Raw genomic sequence first — 16,212 nt, forward strand, 5'->3', positions numbered from 1 at the left:
ATGAGTTTCTCGATCGACCCCGCCCGCCCGCTCGACGAGGAGGTGAAGCGCATTTCCGACGAGCAGCTCGACAAGGCGGTGCAGGAACTGCGCGAGCCGGCCGAGGACCGGCACGAAGCGATCCACGACGTTCGAAAGCGCGCGAAGAAGCTGCGCGCCCTTCTGCGGCTGGTGCGGGCTGGCGACGAGGCGCTCTACGCCAAGGAAAACGCCCGGCTGCGCGATCTCGCCCGCGCCCTGTCCACCGTGCGCGACCGCACCGCCCTGATCGAGGCCGCGCACGATCTGGGAGAAGCGGTCGGCGGCGAGTCCTCCCCGCTTCGCTCGGTGCGCGAAACGCTGGAAAAGCGCCGCGACGCGGCGCTGGCGCAAGAAGGCGATCTCGATGCGGCGATCGCTCGAACCATCGAGGCTTTGGAGAAGAGCGAAGCGCGGGTCGATGCCGTCGCCTTCAAGAAGTCGGCGAAGAAGATCGTGTCGCGCGGCTATGCCGACAATTATGCGCGAGCCCGCCGCGCCCTGAAGGTCGCCGCCAAATCAGGCGACCCCCACGATTTCCACGAGCTTCGCAAGCGCGCCAAGTATCACATGAACCATTTGCGGCTTCTCGGGGGCCTTTGGCCGGAAGTCTTCGAGCCTCTCGAAAAACAGGCCGAGCGGGTGTCCGACGATCTCGGGCGCGACCATGACTATGCCGTGCTTCTGGCCGAGATCGAGGCCGAGCCGGAGGCTTTCGGTTCGCAAGATCAGCGCCAAACGGCGGTCGGTCTCATCACCGAGCATTCCGCCGAGCTTCGCGCCCGCTCGCTCCTGACCGCCCGGCGTCTTTTCGCGGCGCGGCCTCGCGCGGCAAGGCGCAACCTTGCCGCTCTCTGGAGGCAAGCGGCCCGCCAGCCCTCAGCCCCTTCCGTTTGAGTTAAATTGCTATAAGAGCGGGGCCTATGACGACCCCGCTTTCGAACATCCGCAACTTCTCCATCGTGGCCCATATCGACCACGGGAAGTCCACGCTCGCCGACCGCTTGATCCAGATGACGGGAGGGCTGGAAGAGCGCGACATGAAGGAGCAGGTGCTCGACAACATGGAGATCGAGCGCGAGCGCGGGATCACCATCAAGGCCCAGACCGTGCGCCTCCAATACAAGGCGAAGGACGGCCAGGATTACGTCATCAACCTCATCGACACGCCCGGCCACGTCGACTTCGCCTATGAGGTCTCGCGCTCGCTTTCGGCCTGCGAGGGCGCGCTTCTCGTGGTGGACGCCGCGCAAGGCGTGGAGGCGCAGACGCTCGCCAATGTCTATCTCGCGATCGACAACGAACTCGAGATCGTTCCCGTCCTCAACAAGATCGACCTTCCCGCCGCCGAGCCGGACCGGGTGAAGGAGCAGATCGAGGAAGTGATCGGCATCGACGCGTCCAACGCCGTGATGATTTCGGCCAAAGCCGGCATCGGCATCGACGAGGTGCTGGAAGCCATCGTCACGCGCCTGCCTGCCCCGGCGCAGGGCGACATCAAGGCCCCGTTGAAGGCCATGCTCGTGGATTCCTGGTACGATGCCTATCTCGGCGTCGTCGTGCTCGTTCGCGTCATCGACGGCGAATTGAAGAAGGGTCAGACCATCCGCATGATGGGCACGGACGCCAAGTATCCGGTGGACCGGGTCGGCGTCTTCACCCCGAAGATGGTCAACATGGATTCGCTCGGGCCCGGCGAACTCGGCTTCATTACCGCCTCCATCAAGGAAGTGGCCGATACCCGCGTCGGCGACACGATCACCGAGGACAAGCGCCCGACCGCCGAAATGCTGCCGGGCTTCAAGCCGGCGCAGCCGGTGGTGTTCTGCGGCCTTTTCCCCGTCGACGCCGCCGATTTCGACGATCTTCGCGCCGCGATGGGGCGACTTCGCTTGAACGACGCGAGCTTTTCCTTCGAGATGGAATCGTCGGCCGCGCTCGGCTTCGGCTTCCGCTGCGGCTTCCTCGGGCTCCTGCACTTGGAGATCATTCAGGAGCGCCTGAGCCGCGAGTTCGATCTCGACCTCATCGCGACGGCGCCGAGCGTCGTCTACAAGATCCACCTGACCGACGGCACCGCGATCGACTTGCACAACCCGGCCGACATGCCGGACGTGGTTCGCATCGACCATATCGAGGAGCCCTGGATCAAGGCGACGATCCTCACCCCGGACGATTATCTCGGCAACATCCTCCAGCTCTGCCAGGAGCGGCGCGGCGTCCAGACGGACCTATCCTATGTCGGCAAACGCGCCATGGTGGCCTACGAGCTGCCGTTGAACGAGGTGGTGTTCGACTTCTACGACCGGTTGAAGTCGATCTCGAAGGGCTACGCCTCCTTCGACTATCATCTCGACGACTACCGCGAGGGGGATCTCGTGAAGATGCAGATCCTCGTCAACGCCGAGCCGGTGGACGCCCTGTCGATGCTGGTGCACCGCGCGCAGGCCGAGCGGCGCGGCCGCCAGATGTGCGAGAAGCTGAAGGAGCTGATTCCCAACCACCTCTTCAAGATCCCGATCCAGGCGGCGATCGGCGGCAAGGTGATCGCGCGCGAGACCATCTCGGCGCTGCGCAAGGACGTGACGGCCAAGTGCTACGGCGGCGACGCCACCCGCAAGCGCAAGCTTCTGGAAAAGCAGAAGGAAGGCAAGAAGCGCATGCGCCAGTTCGGCAAAGTGGAAATCCCGCAGGAAGCGTTCATCGCCGCGTTGAAGATGGAATAGGGCTGCATCCGTCCGACGCGCATACCCTTTTCCCTCATGCTGAGCTTGTCGAACCACGAGGGAAAAGCTCCATGAATCGTGTGGGTGCCAAGCGCCCCTCGTGCTTCGACAAGCTCAGCATGAGGGGCTGTTGAGACGGTTGCGAATACCTGGCTCCTGGCTCCTGGCTCCTGGCTCCTGGCTCCTGGCTCCTGGCTCCTGGCTCCTCATTCATTCTTGCACGACATCTGGCTTTCCCTCACCCTAAGCCTGTCGAAGGGCGAGGGAACGCACCGTGTTCGAAGCCACCGTCTACATTCTGCGTTGTGCGGATGGCTCGTATTATACCGGTCTGACGAAGCAGCCGATCGAAGCTCGTCTCTGGGAGCATAACGAGGGCATCTACGAGGGCTTCACCAAGCCGCGCCGTCCGGTCACTTTGGTCTTCACCGAAACCTACGACCGTATGCTCGATGCCATTGCACGGGAGCGCCAGATCAAAGGTTGGTTGCGGGCGAAGAAGGAAGCGCTGATTGCGCTCGACTACGAGGCGCTTCCGGCCTTGGCACGAAACAGACAGGTGGCGGGTGGCGGCTGCGAGATGGCTAGAACGACCGTCTCCATTCCTGACCTGACTGCCGATCCCGGCGAAGCGCTGGAAGAGTATCCTACCAATGTATAGCGATGGTAGTATGGTCTTTACTGCGACTTTCGATCGGAATGCGAGGCGCAAGATATGATCGACATGACCTATGATCCGAGCGTCGATGCCGTCTACTTCCGGATCGGCCAAGGGCAGATCGTGGAAACCGAGGAAGCCGGACCGTTCATCTACGACGTGGATGCGGAAGGGCGTGTGATCGGCATCGAGGTTCTTGGCGCAAGTCGCACGCTGGCGCCAGGACCATGGCAAAACGCGCGTATCCCCGGTTCGCCGCGCGCGGACGCGGCGGAGTAAACATTCTCCGCTTCCTAACTCCACGATAGGTTGCAACTCAAGGTTCGTTTACAATCTAAGATAGACAATGCCATGTTGCCACATCCCAAGGTTTGTATCCGGGATGCGGGCGTTCCATGCATGTCGAGACTTTCATCGCCCGTTGGACGTCGCGCGAGGGCGGGGCGGAGCGGGCGAATTATCAGATGTTCCTGTCGGAACTCTGCGACACCATCGGCGTCGAGCGTCCGCAGCCGGCTGGTGCTGATCGAGAGCGCAACGATTACGTCTTCGAGCGCGCCGTCAGGCCGCGCGGCGAGGGAAGCGGGGCACCGCGGCGGATCGATCTCTACAAACGCAACGCTTTCATCCTCGAAGCCAAGCAGATGCGGCTTCCGGGACACGCGAAGGCGCTGAGCGGGCAGGGGACGATCCCGCTCTTCGGCGAGCCGGAGGAACTCGGCCGGCGCTCCATCGCACGCGGCTGGGACGTGATGATGCAGAACGCGCGCAAGCAGGCCGAGGCTTATGTCTTCCTGCTCGACGCCGATCACGCAGCGCCGCCTTTCATCATCGCCTGCGATGTCGGTCATTGCCTGGAACTCTATGCCGATTTCACCGGCACCGGCCGCGCTTATCACCAGTTCCCCGACCGGCAGAACTTCCGCATCTACATGGAGGACCTCAAGAAGGACGAGGTCCGCCAGCGTCTCGCCACGGTCTGGACCGACCCGCATTCGCTCGATCCGAGCCGCATCGCAACGCGCGTCACGCGCGGCATCGCCCAGCGCCTGGCGGCCGTCAGCCGCCGGCTCGAAGCCGATTACCCGCCCGAAAGCGTCGCGCATTTCTTGATGCGCTGCATCTTCACCATGTTCGCCGAAGGCGTCGGGCTTCTGCCGAGGGGCGGGTTCACGGACCTTCTCGCCAACTGCACGACCGACCCCGCGTCCTTCGCACCCCTCGTCGCCGACCTTTGGCGCAGCATGGACGAGCCGGCCTACGAGAAGCGCTATTGCGTCGCGATCCGGGCGCGGCTGAGGCATTTCAACGGCAACCTGTTCAAGAACGCGGAGGTCTTCGCGTTGGAGCGCGAGGAGATCGGCGAGCTTCTGGAAGCCTCCCGGCTCGATTGGCGCATGGTCGATCCGGCGATCTTCGGAACCCTGCTCGAACAAGCCCTCGACCCGACCGAGCGCCGACGCCTCGGCGCCCATTACACGCCGCGTTCCTATGTCGAGCGCCTCGTCAACGTCGCCGTGATGGAGCCGCTGCAGACCGACTGGCAGGCGGCACGCATGGTGGCGGAGGCCGCCACGAGAAACGGCGACGGGAAGAAGGCCGTGGCTGTCATCCGCGACTTTCACTTGAAGCTCTGCGGGACGCGCGTCCTCGATCCGGCCTGCGGCACGGGCAACTTCCTTTATGTCGCGCTGGAAATGATGAAGAAGCTCGAAGGCGAGGTGCTGGAAACGCTGGCCGAACTCGGCCAAGCCGAAAATATGGGCCTCGACCGCGAAACGGTCGATCCGCACCAGTTCCTCGGTCTCGAACTCAACCCGCGCGCCGCCGCCATCGCCGAGCTTGTGGTGTGGATCGGCTATTTGCAGCAGCACTACAAGACGCGCTCGGGCCACCCGTCGGAGCCGATCCTGCGGGCGTTCCAGAACATCAACGGAGGCCAGCGCGAAGGCTTCGATGCGGTTCTGGAATGGGACGGCGGCGCTTCGAAACCCCGCCGCCCCGACTGGCCGGACGCCGAGTTCATCGTCGGCAATCCGCCTTTCATCGGTGGCAAGGATTTGAGGTCCCGGCTCGGCAGTTCTTACGTCGAAGCACTCTGGTGCGCGCATCCGCAGATGAACGAGAGTGCCAATTATGTGATGTATTGGTGGGACCGAGCAGCGGAGCTTTTGACATCTGTCGATACGCGGTTGCGTCGCTTTGGGTTCGTTACAACCAACGCCATCACGCAACCGTTCCAGCGCTCCGTGATAGAGCGCCGCTTGAACGCGAAGGAGCCCATCCATCTGCGTTTTGCCGTGCCAAATCATCCTTGGACCAAGGTGACAAGCGACCCGGCAGCGGTGCGGGTCGCCATGACCGTCGCGGAGAAGGGAGGAGGCGGAGGCGTTCTCTGGAAAGTCAGCAGCGAACGAAAACTCGACACGGACGAGCCGGAGATCGACTTTGTCCGACAGGAGGGTCTGATCAACTCCAATCTGAGCATTGGTACGGATGTCACAAAGACCCGTCCCCTTCTCGCGAATGACGGTTTGTCGTCTCCGGGTGTCAAACTGCATGGAAACGGGTTTGTGGTGACGCCTTCGCAAGCGTTGCATTTGGGTCTCTGGCAGCGGCCAGGATTGGAAAACCATCTCCGCCCTTATCGCAACGGACGCGATCTCACGGGGCGTCCACGCAACGTCATGGCGGTGGATCTTTTCGGCCTTTCGGCTGAAAGTGTCAGGCGCACCTATCCCGAAGTTTATCAGTATCTCTTGGAGGCCGTTCGAACGCCTCGGGAGAAGCAGGCAGCCAAATCTCCGACGACGGATGCGTTGAGCTACTTGGAAAACTGGTGGCTGTTCGGGAAGCCGCGTAGCGAGCTTCGTCCCGCTCTCGAAGGTTTGCCCCGCTACATCGCGACGGTGGAGACAGCAAAGCACCGCGTCTTCCAGTTTCTGGACGCCTCGATTCTCGCCGACAACATGCTGGTCGTCGTCGCGGATGACGACGCGGCGAGATTGGCTACGCTATCCAGTAGGATAAATCTCGTTTGGGCGTCGCGCCGAGGTGGTTTACTCGAGGATCGACCCCGCTACACGAAGTCTACGTGCTTCGATCCGTTCCCCTTTCCCACCCTATCCGGTCCCCTCGAAGCGCAACTGCGCGACGCCGGCGAGGAACTGGACGCCACCTGCAAGCGCGTTCTTGCCGACCACCCCGACCTGACGCTCACCGGCCTCTACAACGTCTTGGAAAAGCTGCGCGCCAACTTGTCCTTGAGCGAGCGCGAGGAGGACGCCAAGCGGCGGGGGCTCGTTCTGATCCTGAAGGAACTGCACGACACGATCGACCGGCTGGCGGCGGAAGCCTATGGCTAGCCGGCCGATCTGTCCGAGGACAACATCCTCGCCCGTCTCGTCGCCTTGAACGCCGAGCGCCGGCAAGAAGAAGCCGCCGGCCGTGTGCGCTGGCTGCGCCCGGACTATCAGGAGCCGCGTTTCTCGCGTGGCGCGAAGCCTCGCACCACGGAGTTCGGCTTCGACGAGACCGTGGTCGCCTTCACGCGCGATCTCGAAGCCTTCCCGAAGGACCCCTACGAGATACCGCTCGTCGTGGAGCGGCTGCTGCGCGCTGCCAGCCACCCGATGAGCGCCGCCGACCTTTCCCGCCGCTTCGAGCGCTCCGGCAAACGCATCGAGGCACGGATCGACAAGGCGCTCGAAACGCTCGCGGATTTCGGCCGGATCGCCACTCTGCCGGACGGCCGGTACGAAATCCTCGGGGTGCCGACAACGATACGTGAAGCCGCGTGAGGCGGTTCCGCCCTTTCCTCATCCCCCTCCCTTCGCTATAGGAGCCGTCCTTTCTCGAACCCGGCCCTGCCCAAGCCCCGCCAGCCATCGTCCAGCGGGGTTTGAGCCGCGTTCGCTCGTGCCGTTGTTGCCCAAGGAGGCCCCTTCCATGCCGACGCTTCACCCCGGCCTCGATTTCGGCACCACCAATTCGACGCTCGGCCTTTGCGACGCGGGCGGCACCCCGAGCCTTCTCCCTGTCGAGAACGAGCATCGCACCATTCCCTCCGCCCTGTTCTTCAGCCTGGAGGACGGCAAGACCTATTTCGGCCGGGCCGCCGTCCATGAATATGTCGACGGGGCGGAAGGGCGCTTCATGCGGGCGCTGAAGAGCATTCTGGGCACCAGCCTGATGAAGGAAACGACGGCGGTCGGTCGCGAACGCCTGAGCTTCGAGGACCTGATCGGCCGCTTCCTCGCCAACCTGCGCGCCCGTCTCGAACGGGAAGCCGGCGATGCCGCCATCGGCCGGGCCGTGTTCGGCCGACCCGTGCGCTTCGTGGACGAGGACGACGCCGCCGACCGCGCCGCGCAGGACCAGCTTGCCTCGGCCGCGCGGGCTCAGGGCTTCGGCGAGGTCGAGTTCCAGTTCGAGCCCGTCGCCGCCGCGCTCTACTATGAGAGCGGCATCCGGAACGAGCGGCTGGCGCTGGTGGTCGATATCGGCGGCGGCACGTCGGACTTCACGGTGGTGCGCCTGTCGCCCGAACGCGCCAAGCGACTCGACCGGAGCGAGGATCTGCTCGCCTCCACCGGCGTCCATGTCGGCGGCACGGATTTCGACCGGCTCCTGAACATCGCCAAGATGCAGCCGCTGCTCGGGCTCGGCTCCTCCACCGCCGATGGCAAGCGCCGCCTGCCGGTCTGGTATTTCAACGATCTCGCGACCTGGCACCGCGTCAATTTCCTTTATACGCCGAAGGTGCTGCGGGACGTCGCCGGCCTGAAGCGCGAAGCGGCCGAGCCGAAAAAGCTCGATCATCTCGGCCATGTCCTGAAGCACCGCTCCGGCCATCGGATCGCGGGCGCGGTGGAAGCCGCCAAGATCAGGCTATCGGACGAGAACGAGACCGTGATCCGCTTCACCGAGCCGGACCTGACGCTGGAAGCGCCGGCGACGCGGGGCGAGTTCGAGGCCGCGACCGCCGAACTCGTGTCCCGAATCGAGGCCGCGATCGACGAGGGCCTGGCGCAGGCCGGCGTCGGGCCGGATGCTATCGAAACCGTAATCCTGACGGGCGGCGGCGCGCAGGTGCCAGCGGTATTCAAGGCCGCGACGGGGCGCTTCCCGAAAGCCGAAATCGCGCGCTCCGATGCTTTCGGCTCGGTCGGCCTCGGCCTCGCCATCGACGCCGCGCGCCGTTTCAGGTGAGAGTTAGGAGCCTGCTCGACAAATCGTCGGGTCGGTCCGGCAGGACTTTTCCGCCATCGCTTCGTTGCCAATCCTCGCCGATGCCGCCGGCATCGACTGCGTTTGGCGCCTCGCCAATGTCGAAAAATCCCTCGCCGGCCCTCCGCCGCCGAGTTGTCAAACAGGCTCCAGCGGCTCGTCGCGCTCGCCCGCGCCCATGCGGGTGAGGGCGAGCGCGAAGCGTGCGATGTCCGGCACGCCGCTCGTCACGGCGAGTTCCACGACACGCTCTCCCTTGGCGCGCTTCTTGCGCCATTCGGCGTAAGGATAGTCGGTGATCGAGCGGAAGGTCTCCGGCCCCCGCGCCACCGGGAAGCGGCTCGTCGCGCCCGAATTGATCGGCGACAGCGTGATGCACTCGCGATAGGCATCCACCAGCGCGCGGGCGTCGAGGGTGATGATGTCGTGCCGGGCGGTCCGATAGCTGCCGGCCTCCAGCAGGCGGCGCAGGCGCTTCTCGGAGAGCCAGAAGAAGGTTCGGGCGTTGAGGGTCCGATACCAGTCCTCCGGCCGCAGCCCGCCCTGAAGGACGCGGGCGAGCGAGGCGTCGTTCATCGGCTTGTTGTCGCGGATCACGATGCGCTCGCCCTCCGGCCCGTCCAGCACGACGCCGGCCGGGCGGCGCGCCGCCTCGATCGCGGGGCGCTCAGGCTGCGGAACATCGCAGAGATCGAGAAGGGCGGAGGTGGAAAGCAAGCCATGGCGGCGGATCGCCGGCCAGCTTCCCCGTTCCGCCATGTGAAAAAGCTTCGGACAATCGCGCAAAAGCTCGTCCAGTTCCGCCTCGGTCATGGGTCTTTCCGGCTGTCGGTTTCGTCCAAGGGTGCAATCTCGCTTCGCGGACGATACAAGGGATGGATCAGAAACGGATTCGATCCATGCCGCTTTCCCTCGATATCGCCCGCCGCATCGTCGCAGCCGCAAGAAACAAGGGGCGCGAGTTGAACCTCAAGCCGCTGACCGTGGTGGTTCTGGATGCCGGCGGCGATCTCCTGGCGCTGGAGCGCGAGGACGGCGCGAGCCCGCTTCGGCCCGCCATCGCGGTCGGCAAAGCCAATGGCGCGATCCAGATGGGCCTCGGCTCGCGCGCCTTGATGGTGCGCGCCGAGCAGCAGCCCTTCTTTATCCAATCGATGAACGCGCTGGCCGGCGGCTCGCTCGTACCGGTGCCGGGCGGCGTACTCGTGCGCGAGAACGGCGTGGTGATCGGCGCCGTCGGCATCACCGGCGACACGTCCGACAACGACGAGACGGCGGCCGTCGCCGGCATCGAAGCGGTGGGCCTCGCCGCCGACAAAGGATAGATTCGCTTTTCGCCTCAAGCCATCGAGGCGCAAAGCCTGTTCTGGAAAAGCCGCGGCTTTTCCCGCACAGAGTGCCGAACCACCGCTTTTCGCATGGCGCAGACCTCATGAACGACGAGACCCAGCCTTTCGAAGACAGGGCGCGCCCGGAGCGTCTCGGCGCGTTGTCCGTTCTGCCGGTCTTTCTGTCGCTGGCTGGCCGGCGTGCGGTGCTGGCGGGCGGCTCGGCGGCGGCGGCCTGGAAGGCGGAAATGCTGGCCGCTTCCGGCGCTCAGGTCGAAATCTACGCGCCGAGCGACGATTTGTCGGACGAAATGACCGAGCTACTTGCGACGGGCGCGGCGGCGGGATCGCTCACCCGTCTCGACCGGCCCTGGGATGCGGCCTGTCTGAAGGGCGCGGCCGTCGCGGTGCTCGACTGCGAAAGCGAAGCCGAGGCACAGGCCTTCGCCTGCTCGGCGCGCGAAGCCGGAACGCCCTGGAACGTCGTCGACAAGCCGGCCTTCTGCCAGTTCCGCTTCGGCTCGGTGGTCAACCGTTCGCCCGTGGTGGTCGGCATCTCGACGGACGGCGCGGCGCCCATTCTCGGCCAGGCGATCCGCCGCCGCATCGAAACCCTTCTGCCGCCGACGCTTTCTGCCTGGGGGCGGCTTGCCGCCAAGGTCCGCGCCGAGGTGATGGAGCGTCTCGCCCCCGGCGGGCAGCGCCGCGCCTTCTGGGAGCGTTTCACCGATGCCGCCTTCACAAGGCGAGTGGAGGATGCCGACGAAGAAAGCCAGGCGCGCGGGCTCGTGTCTGAGATCGCTGCCGCGCCCTCATCCGGCGGCCGTGTCACGCTGGTCGGCGCGGGGCCGGGCGAGGCGGAGCTTCTGACGCTGAAAGCCGTTCGTGCGCTCCAGAGCGCCGACGTGATCCTGTTCGACGATCTCGTGTCCGACGACGTCCTGGAACTCGCCCGGCGCGAGGCCAAGCGGATGCTGGTCGGCAAGCGGGGCGGGCGCGAATCCTGCCGGCAGGAGGATATCAACGCCACCATGGTCAGCCTCGCCAAGGCGGGGCGGCATGTGGTGCGCCTGAAATCCGGCGATGTCGCGGTGTTCGGCCGGGCCGGCGAGGAACTCGCCGAACTGAAGCGCGAAGGCATTCCGGTGGAAACCGTCCCCGGCATCACGGCGGCTTCGGCCATGGCCTCCGCCTTCGGCGTGTCGCTGACGCATCGCGACCATGCGAGCGAGCTTCGCCTCGTCACCGGCCATTCGCGCCACGGCGACCTGCCGGACAATGTCGACTGGCAGGATCTGGCGCGCGCCCATGCCACCACCGTCTTCTACATGGGCGGGCGCATGGCGGGCCGGATCGCCGAGAAGCTCGTCGCCTCGGGACTGTCGCCCAAAACGCCCGTCGCCGTCGCCTCCAATCTCAGCCGCGCCGACGAGGTTCGGCGGCTCGGGACGTTGGCGAGTCTGGCGGGCATCGTCGGTGAGATCGGCTACGACAAGCCGATCCTGATCGGCGTCGGCCATGTGTTCGGGGAATGCGAGGCGGTGGCCGACCCGCGCTTGGCAGAGGCGGTCTGAATGGTGAGCGAGACGATCACGTTGCCGGTCCTGGTGGATCGCCTTCTCGACCAGCCCTCCGCCAAGCGCCGCCTCGTGGCGCTGGCCGGGCCGCCGGGCGTCGGCAAGACGACGACGGCCGACCTTCTGAAGTCCATGCTGAATGAGCGGCAGGGAGACCTCGCCGACATCCTGCCCATGGACGGCTTTCATTTCGACGATCTCGTCCTCAATGCGCGGGGGCATCGACCTCGCAAGGGCGCGCCGCATACCTTCGACCTCCTCGGTTTTCGCGCGACCATCGAGCGGGTGAAACGCGATGACGGCTCGGATATCGCCGTGCCGGTCTTCGACCGCGACCTTGAAATCGCCCGAGCGGGCGCGCGCATCATCGCCGGCGATACGCGGATCGTGGTGGTGGAAGGGAATTACCTTCTCCTCGACGAGCCCGGCTGGCGCGACCTCTCGCCCCTGTTCGACGTGTCCGTGAAGCTCGTCGCCGACGAGTCCGTGCTGGAGGCCCGCTTGACGCAGCGTTGGAAGGGCTACGGCTACGAGGGCGAGGCGATGGTGGCTAAGATGGAGGGCAACGACCTGCCCAACATGCGGCTCGTCGTCAGGAACAGCCTTCCCGCCGATTACGAGATTCGCTCCGACGCGGCCTGAGGCAGGGCGGCGCGCAGGAGCAGGAACAGCGTCACCGCGTTGAGAATGTGCCATCCGAAATGCGTGCCGAGCGGGAAGGCGTCGCAGACCGGCATGTCCGCCATGCGGAAGGCGAGCGATATAGAAAAGACGCATCCGGCGCCCAGAACCCATTCGCTGCCCGGACGCTTGGCGATCCTCAGCCAGGAGCCGATGCCGAAGAGCGCCAGCAGCGCCGGGACATAGCCGGCCGAGGAGCCGACGAGTTTGGCGAACAGGGGCTCGGCCGCGAAGGACGTGGCGAGAAACGCCAAGGTGCCGAGAAGGCTCGCCGCGAGCGACAGCCCGAGAAGCCGCCGGAGCGCCAGCGCGAAATAGCCGTAGATGAAGACCGCGATCGGGATCGTGTCGGCCAGCACCGACCAACGGTCCGCGAAGGTGTGGAACAGGAACGAGCCGACCCCGATCACGAAGACGAGCGCGCAAAGGGCAAGGCCTGCATAATCGCGAGGCTCGCCGCCGATGCGGGCGAGAACGTCCCGCTTTCGCCAGATCGCGAAACCCGCCAGCGCCGCTAGAATAAAGGCGGCGTTGGTCGCGGCATTCACGGGCTCGGCCCAGAAGGCCGCGCTGGTGCGCTCGCAATAAGCGTCGATCGGGTCGGTCCAGGCCACGGCGTCCGGTCAGCCGGCGGCTTTCCGCTCCAGCCGGCGACGATGCAGCACCGGCTCGGTATAGCCGGATGGCTGGTTGCGGCCCTCGAAAACGAGATCGCAGGCCGCCTGATAGGCAATGGACCCGTCGAAGTCGGGCGCCATCGGCCGGTAGTTCCGGTCGCTCGCGTTCTGCGCGTCGACCTTGGCGGCCATCTCGCGCATCGCCGCCATCACCTCGTCACGGGAAACGACGCCGTGATGCAGCCAGTTGGCGAGCGCCTGCGAGGAAATGCGGCAGGTGGCGCGATCCTCCATCAGGCCGACATCGTTGATGTCCGGCACCGTGGAGCAGCCGACGCCCTGGTCCACCCAGCGCACGACATAGCCGAGAATGCCTTGCGCGTTGTTGCGGATCTCGGCGCGGATTTCGTCCTCGCTCCAATTGCCGCCCTTGTTCGTCGGGATCGCCAGAAGCGCGTCGAGCCCGGCGCGGGGTCCGCCCGACGCGATCTCCTTCTGGCGGGAAAGCACGTCGACCTCGTGGTAATGCGTGGCGTGCAGCGTCGCGGCGGTGGGGGAGGGCACCCAAGCGCAGTTCGCGCCGGCCTTCGGGTGGCCGAGTTTCTGTTCCAGCATGTCATGCATCAGGGCCGGCATCGCCCACATGCCCTTGCCGATCTGCGCCTTGCCGGAGAAACCGCAGGCGAGACCGATATCGACGTTGCGGTCCTCGTAGGACTTGATCCAGGACTCGCTCTTCATCGTGCCCTTGCGCACCATCGGGCCGGCTTCCATCGAGGTGTGGAGTTCGTCGCCGGTGCGGTCGAGGAAGCCGGTATTGATGAAGAAGACGCGCCCCTTGGCGGCGCGGATGCACTCCTTCAGGTTCGCCGAGGTTCGGCGCTCCTCGTCCATGATGCCCATCTTGATCGTGTTCGCAGGCAAGGCGAGCGCTTCTTCCACGCGCGAGAAGATCTCGTTCGCGAAACCGACTTCCGCCGGCCCGTGCATCTTCGGCTTCACGACATAGATCGAGCCGGCGCGGGAGTTGCGGATGCCGTCCGTCTTCTTCAGGTCGTGGAGGGCGATGGTTGCCGTCACCATCGCGTCCATAATGCCTTCGGGGACTTCCGATCCGTCGGCTAGGAGGATCGCCGGATTGGTCATCAGGTGTCCGACATTGCGCACGAGCAAGACCGAGCGGCCGGGAAGGGTGAAGGGCTGACCTTCGGGATCGAGGTAGTCGCGGTCGGGGCTCAGCGTCCGGCGCACCGTTTCACCGTTCTTCTGGAAGCTCTCGGTGAGGTCGCCCTTCATCAGGCCGAGCCAGTTGCGATAAACGGCGGTCTTGTCCTCGGCATCCACGGCCGCGATGGAATCTTCGAGATCGCAGATCGCGGTCATCGCCGATTCCAGGATCACGTCGGCGAGTTTCGCCGGGTCCTTGGCGCCGATGCGGTTCTCGCCGTCGATCACGAGTTCGACATGCAACCCGTTGTGCTTGAGAAGCACCGAGCCCTTCGAGCCCGTGTCGCCCGCATAGCCGGCGAACTGGGCCGGATCGGCGAGGCGCGCCACGCGGTCGCCATGGGCGGCGAGAAGGTGCCCGTTCTCGACGCGGTAGAGGTGAGCCTCAGTGTGGCTCATGCCGTCGAGCGGCGCGACCTTGTCGAGGAAGCGCTTGGCCCATTCCACGACACGCGCACCCCGCGCCTTGTCATATGCGCTCCCCGTCGGCGCATCGCCCATCGCGTCCGTGCCGTAGAGCGCGTCGAAGAGCGAGCCCCAGCGGGCGTTCGCCGCGTTCAGCGTGTAGCGGGCGTTCAGAAGCGGCACCACGAGTTGCGGGCCGGGGATCAGCGCGATCTCCGGATCGACATTCGCCGTCTCGATGGCGAAGTCCGCTCCTTCCGGCACGAGATAGCCGATCTCCGATAGAAAGGCGCGATACTCGGCCGGGTCGATCTCGGCCCCCCGGCGGTCGAGGTGCCAGCGGTCGATCTTTGCCTGGAGTTCGTCGCGGAGCGTCAGAAATTCGCGGTTCTTGGGGGCCAAGTCGGCGAGGATCGCAGAAAGGCTTTTCCAGAAGCGCGCCGGCTCGATGCCGGTGCCGGGCAGCGCCTCGCCGTCGATGAAGTTCTTGAGGATGTCGGCGACCCGCAAGCCTTCGATTTCCGTCATCTCCGCCATGTCGTTTCTCCAACTTCCGCTTCGCTCGGGATGTCGTTCAGAGAATGGGCAAAGTCAAATCGATTGAGTTCGTTCAAGGATCTTGCGGACGGCTTGCGACTCGTCTTCACCCATTGCAACCTGCAATGCGGAAGCGGGAGGCGCTTCCTTGGAAGAAGGGGAGTTCGGCATGAGGGGTTTCACGCGTCGCACAGCGACGAAGCTTCTGGGCGCTATTCTTCTGGCTGGATCGGCCGGAACCGGCATCGGTCATGCGCAAAGCGCTTTCCCCGAAAAGCCGGTGACGCTGGTCGTGCCTTTCGCGCCGGGCGGCTCCACCGATCTCGTGGCGCGTGTCGTCGCCAAGAAGATGGGCGACATTCTCGGCCAGCAGGTGCTGGTGGACAACAAGGCGGGGGCCGGCGGAAACCTCGGCGCGAGCGTCGTCGCCAAAGCCGCGCCGGACGGCTACACCATCCTGATGGGCACGATCGCGACCCACGCGCTCTCCGCCTCGCTTTATTCCAAGCCGCCCTTCGATCCGGTGAAGGACTTCGCGCCGGTGTCCTGGCTGATCACCGTGCCGAACGTTCTGGCGGTCAATCCCGAGTTTCCGGCGAAAGATGTGAAGGAACTCATCGCGCTCCTGAAGGAGAAGCCCGGCGAATATACCTACGCGTCCTCGGGCAACGGCACGCCGCTGCATCTTTCCGGCGAACTCTTCGCCAAGCTGGCGGGTGTCGAGATCATCCACGTGCCTTATCAGGGCTCCGGCCCGGCGCTCGTCGATGTCATCGGCGGGCAGGTGCCGATCATCTTCGACAACCTGCCGTCCGCGACCGAACCGATCCGCGCCGGCCAGCTTCGCGCGCTGGCAGTCACCACGAAGGAGCGCGCCGCCAACTTCCCCGATCTCCCCACCATGAAGGAAGCGGGCGTTTCCGGCTACGAGACCAATACGTGGAACGCGCTGTTCGCGCCGGCGGGCACGCCGCCCGAGGTGATCGCCAAGCTGAACGCGGCGGCGAACGAGGCTTTGAAGGACGAAGCCGTCGCCAATCGCTTGAAGGAAAGCGGGGCGGTGATCGTCGGCTCCAGTCCCGAAGTTCTCGGGGAACATGTCGCGGCGGAAGTGGCGCGCTGGCGGCCGGTGATCGAAGAAGCCGGAATCAAGATGGACTGATCTCAGTCGGAGAAAAGCGAAGCCGCCGCGGCCTGAGGGGGGATGGC

14 protein-coding genes are annotated in these 16,212 nt (G+C 65.2%); 11 read left to right on the plus strand and 3 right to left on the minus strand.

Annotated elements, in window-relative coordinates; all coding sequences use genetic code 11:
* From F9929_RS10890 to F9929_RS10915, 7 genes are all read left to right on the plus strand, one after another.
* Positions 1-915 carry a CHAD domain-containing protein gene (locus F9929_RS10890; RefSeq protein ID WP_152046605.1) on the plus strand — a complete coding sequence of 305 codons (915 nt, stop codon included), beginning with the start codon at positions 1-3 and terminating at the stop codon, positions 913-915.
* A gap of 26 nt (positions 916-941) precedes the next feature.
* Positions 942-2,744, plus strand: a complete 1,803-nt coding sequence (gene lepA, locus F9929_RS10895; protein WP_152046606.1) for a translation elongation factor 4 — start codon at positions 942-944, stop codon at positions 2,742-2,744.
* A gap of 274 nt (positions 2,745-3,018) precedes the next feature.
* Positions 3,019-3,405, plus strand: coding sequence for a GIY-YIG nuclease family protein (locus F9929_RS10900; RefSeq protein ID WP_152046607.1), 387 nt, complete (start codon positions 3,019-3,021; stop codon positions 3,403-3,405).
* Positions 3,406-3,459: 54 nt separating this feature from the next.
* Complete coding sequence (locus F9929_RS10905) at positions 3,460-3,681, plus strand: DUF2283 domain-containing protein (RefSeq protein WP_152046608.1); 222 nt, start codon at positions 3,460-3,462, stop codon at positions 3,679-3,681.
* Positions 3,682-3,797: 116 nt separating this feature from the next.
* Complete coding sequence (locus F9929_RS10910; protein WP_328595986.1) at positions 3,798-6,767, plus strand: class I SAM-dependent DNA methyltransferase; 2,970 nt, start codon at positions 3,798-3,800, stop codon at positions 6,765-6,767.
* A gap of 45 nt (positions 6,768-6,812) precedes the next feature.
* Positions 6,813-7,202 (plus strand): hypothetical protein, encoded by a 390-nt coding sequence (locus tag F9929_RS24800; protein WP_328595987.1) that lies wholly within the window; start codon positions 6,813-6,815, stop codon positions 7,200-7,202.
* A 148-nt stretch (positions 7,203-7,350) separates the two neighbouring features.
* Entirely contained in the window at positions 7,351-8,613 is a 1,263-nt protein-coding gene (locus F9929_RS10915) for an Hsp70 family protein (RefSeq protein ID WP_152046609.1), read from the plus strand.
* Positions 8,614-8,769: 156 nt separating this feature from the next.
* On the opposite strand, the gene F9929_RS10920 is transcribed toward F9929_RS10915, so the two are convergent.
* A complete protein-coding gene (locus tag F9929_RS10920) occupies positions 8,770-9,444 on the minus strand; it encodes a DUF7002 family protein (protein WP_152046610.1) in 675 nt (224 codons plus the stop codon).
* A gap of 86 nt (positions 9,445-9,530) precedes the next feature.
* Here F9929_RS10920 and F9929_RS10925 point away from each other — a divergent pair, with 86 nt between their 5' ends.
* The 3 genes from F9929_RS10925 to F9929_RS10935 all read left to right on the plus strand — a co-directional run bounded on the left by F9929_RS10925 (position 9,531) and on the right by F9929_RS10935 (position 12,178).
* The gene (locus tag F9929_RS10925; RefSeq protein ID WP_152046611.1) at positions 9,531-9,956 is read left to right on the plus strand and encodes a GlcG/HbpS family heme-binding protein; all 426 of its coding nucleotides are present in this window, start codon (positions 9,531-9,533) and stop codon (positions 9,954-9,956) included.
* 107 nt (positions 9,957-10,063) lie between these two features.
* Complete coding sequence (cysG, locus tag F9929_RS10930; RefSeq protein WP_152046612.1) at positions 10,064-11,533, plus strand: siroheme synthase CysG; 1,470 nt, start codon at positions 10,064-10,066, stop codon at positions 11,531-11,533.
* 3 nt (positions 11,534-11,536) lie between these two features.
* Entirely contained in the window at positions 11,537-12,178 is a 642-nt protein-coding gene (locus F9929_RS10935; protein ID WP_152046850.1) for a nucleoside/nucleotide kinase family protein, read from the plus strand.
* Here the strand turns inward: F9929_RS10935 and F9929_RS10940 are convergent.
* Positions 12,151-12,831 (minus strand): hypothetical protein, encoded by a 681-nt coding sequence (locus F9929_RS10940; RefSeq protein ID WP_152046613.1) that lies wholly within the window; start codon positions 12,829-12,831, stop codon positions 12,151-12,153. The genes F9929_RS10935 and F9929_RS10940 overlap by 28 nt on opposite strands.
* 9 nt (positions 12,832-12,840) lie before the next feature.
* Positions 12,841-15,003 (minus strand): malate synthase G, encoded by a 2,163-nt coding sequence (locus F9929_RS10945; RefSeq protein WP_152046614.1) that lies wholly within the window; start codon positions 15,001-15,003, stop codon positions 12,841-12,843.
* A 169-nt stretch (positions 15,004-15,172) separates the two neighbouring features.
* Between F9929_RS10945 and F9929_RS10950 the strand changes: the two genes are divergently transcribed.
* Positions 15,173-16,165, plus strand: coding sequence for a Bug family tripartite tricarboxylate transporter substrate binding protein (locus tag F9929_RS10950; protein ID WP_152046615.1), 993 nt, complete (start codon positions 15,173-15,175; stop codon positions 16,163-16,165).
* The last annotated feature ends 47 nt before the right edge of the window (positions 16,166-16,212 follow it).

The sequence above is a fragment of the Aureimonas psammosilenae genome (assembly GCF_009176975.1).
GTDB classification, from domain to species: domain Bacteria; phylum Pseudomonadota; class Alphaproteobacteria; order Rhizobiales; family Rhizobiaceae; genus Plantimonas; species Plantimonas psammosilenae.

What these genes read in the sequence shown, in the direction of transcription:
- F9929_RS10890 (WP_152046605.1), top strand. Translation starts at nt 1, where the DNA reads ATGAGTTTCTCGATCGACCCCGCCCGCCCGCTCGACGAGGAGGTGAAG.
- lepA (WP_152046606.1), top strand. Translation starts at nt 942, where the DNA reads ATGACGACCCCGCTTTCGAACATCCGCAACTTCTCCATCGTGGCCCAT.
- F9929_RS10905 (WP_152046608.1), top strand. Translation starts at nt 3,460, where the DNA reads ATGATCGACATGACCTATGATCCGAGCGTCGATGCCGTCTACTTCCGG.
- F9929_RS10910 (WP_328595986.1), top strand. Translation starts at nt 3,798, where the DNA reads ATGCATGTCGAGACTTTCATCGCCCGTTGGACGTCGCGCGAGGGCGGG.
- F9929_RS10915 (WP_152046609.1), top strand. Translation starts at nt 7,351, where the DNA reads ATGCCGACGCTTCACCCCGGCCTCGATTTCGGCACCACCAATTCGACG.
- F9929_RS10920 (WP_152046610.1), bottom strand. Translation starts at nt 9,444, where the DNA reads ATGACCGAGGCGGAACTGGACGAGCTTTTGCGCGATTGTCCGAAGCTT.
- F9929_RS10925 (WP_152046611.1), top strand. Translation starts at nt 9,531, where the DNA reads ATGCCGCTTTCCCTCGATATCGCCCGCCGCATCGTCGCAGCCGCAAGA.
- cysG (WP_152046612.1), top strand. Translation starts at nt 10,064, where the DNA reads ATGAACGACGAGACCCAGCCTTTCGAAGACAGGGCGCGCCCGGAGCGT.
- F9929_RS10945 (WP_152046614.1), bottom strand. Translation starts at nt 15,003, where the DNA reads ATGGCGGAGATGACGGAAATCGAAGGCTTGCGGGTCGCCGACATCCTC.
- F9929_RS10950 (WP_152046615.1), top strand. Translation starts at nt 15,173, where the DNA reads ATGAGGGGTTTCACGCGTCGCACAGCGACGAAGCTTCTGGGCGCTATT.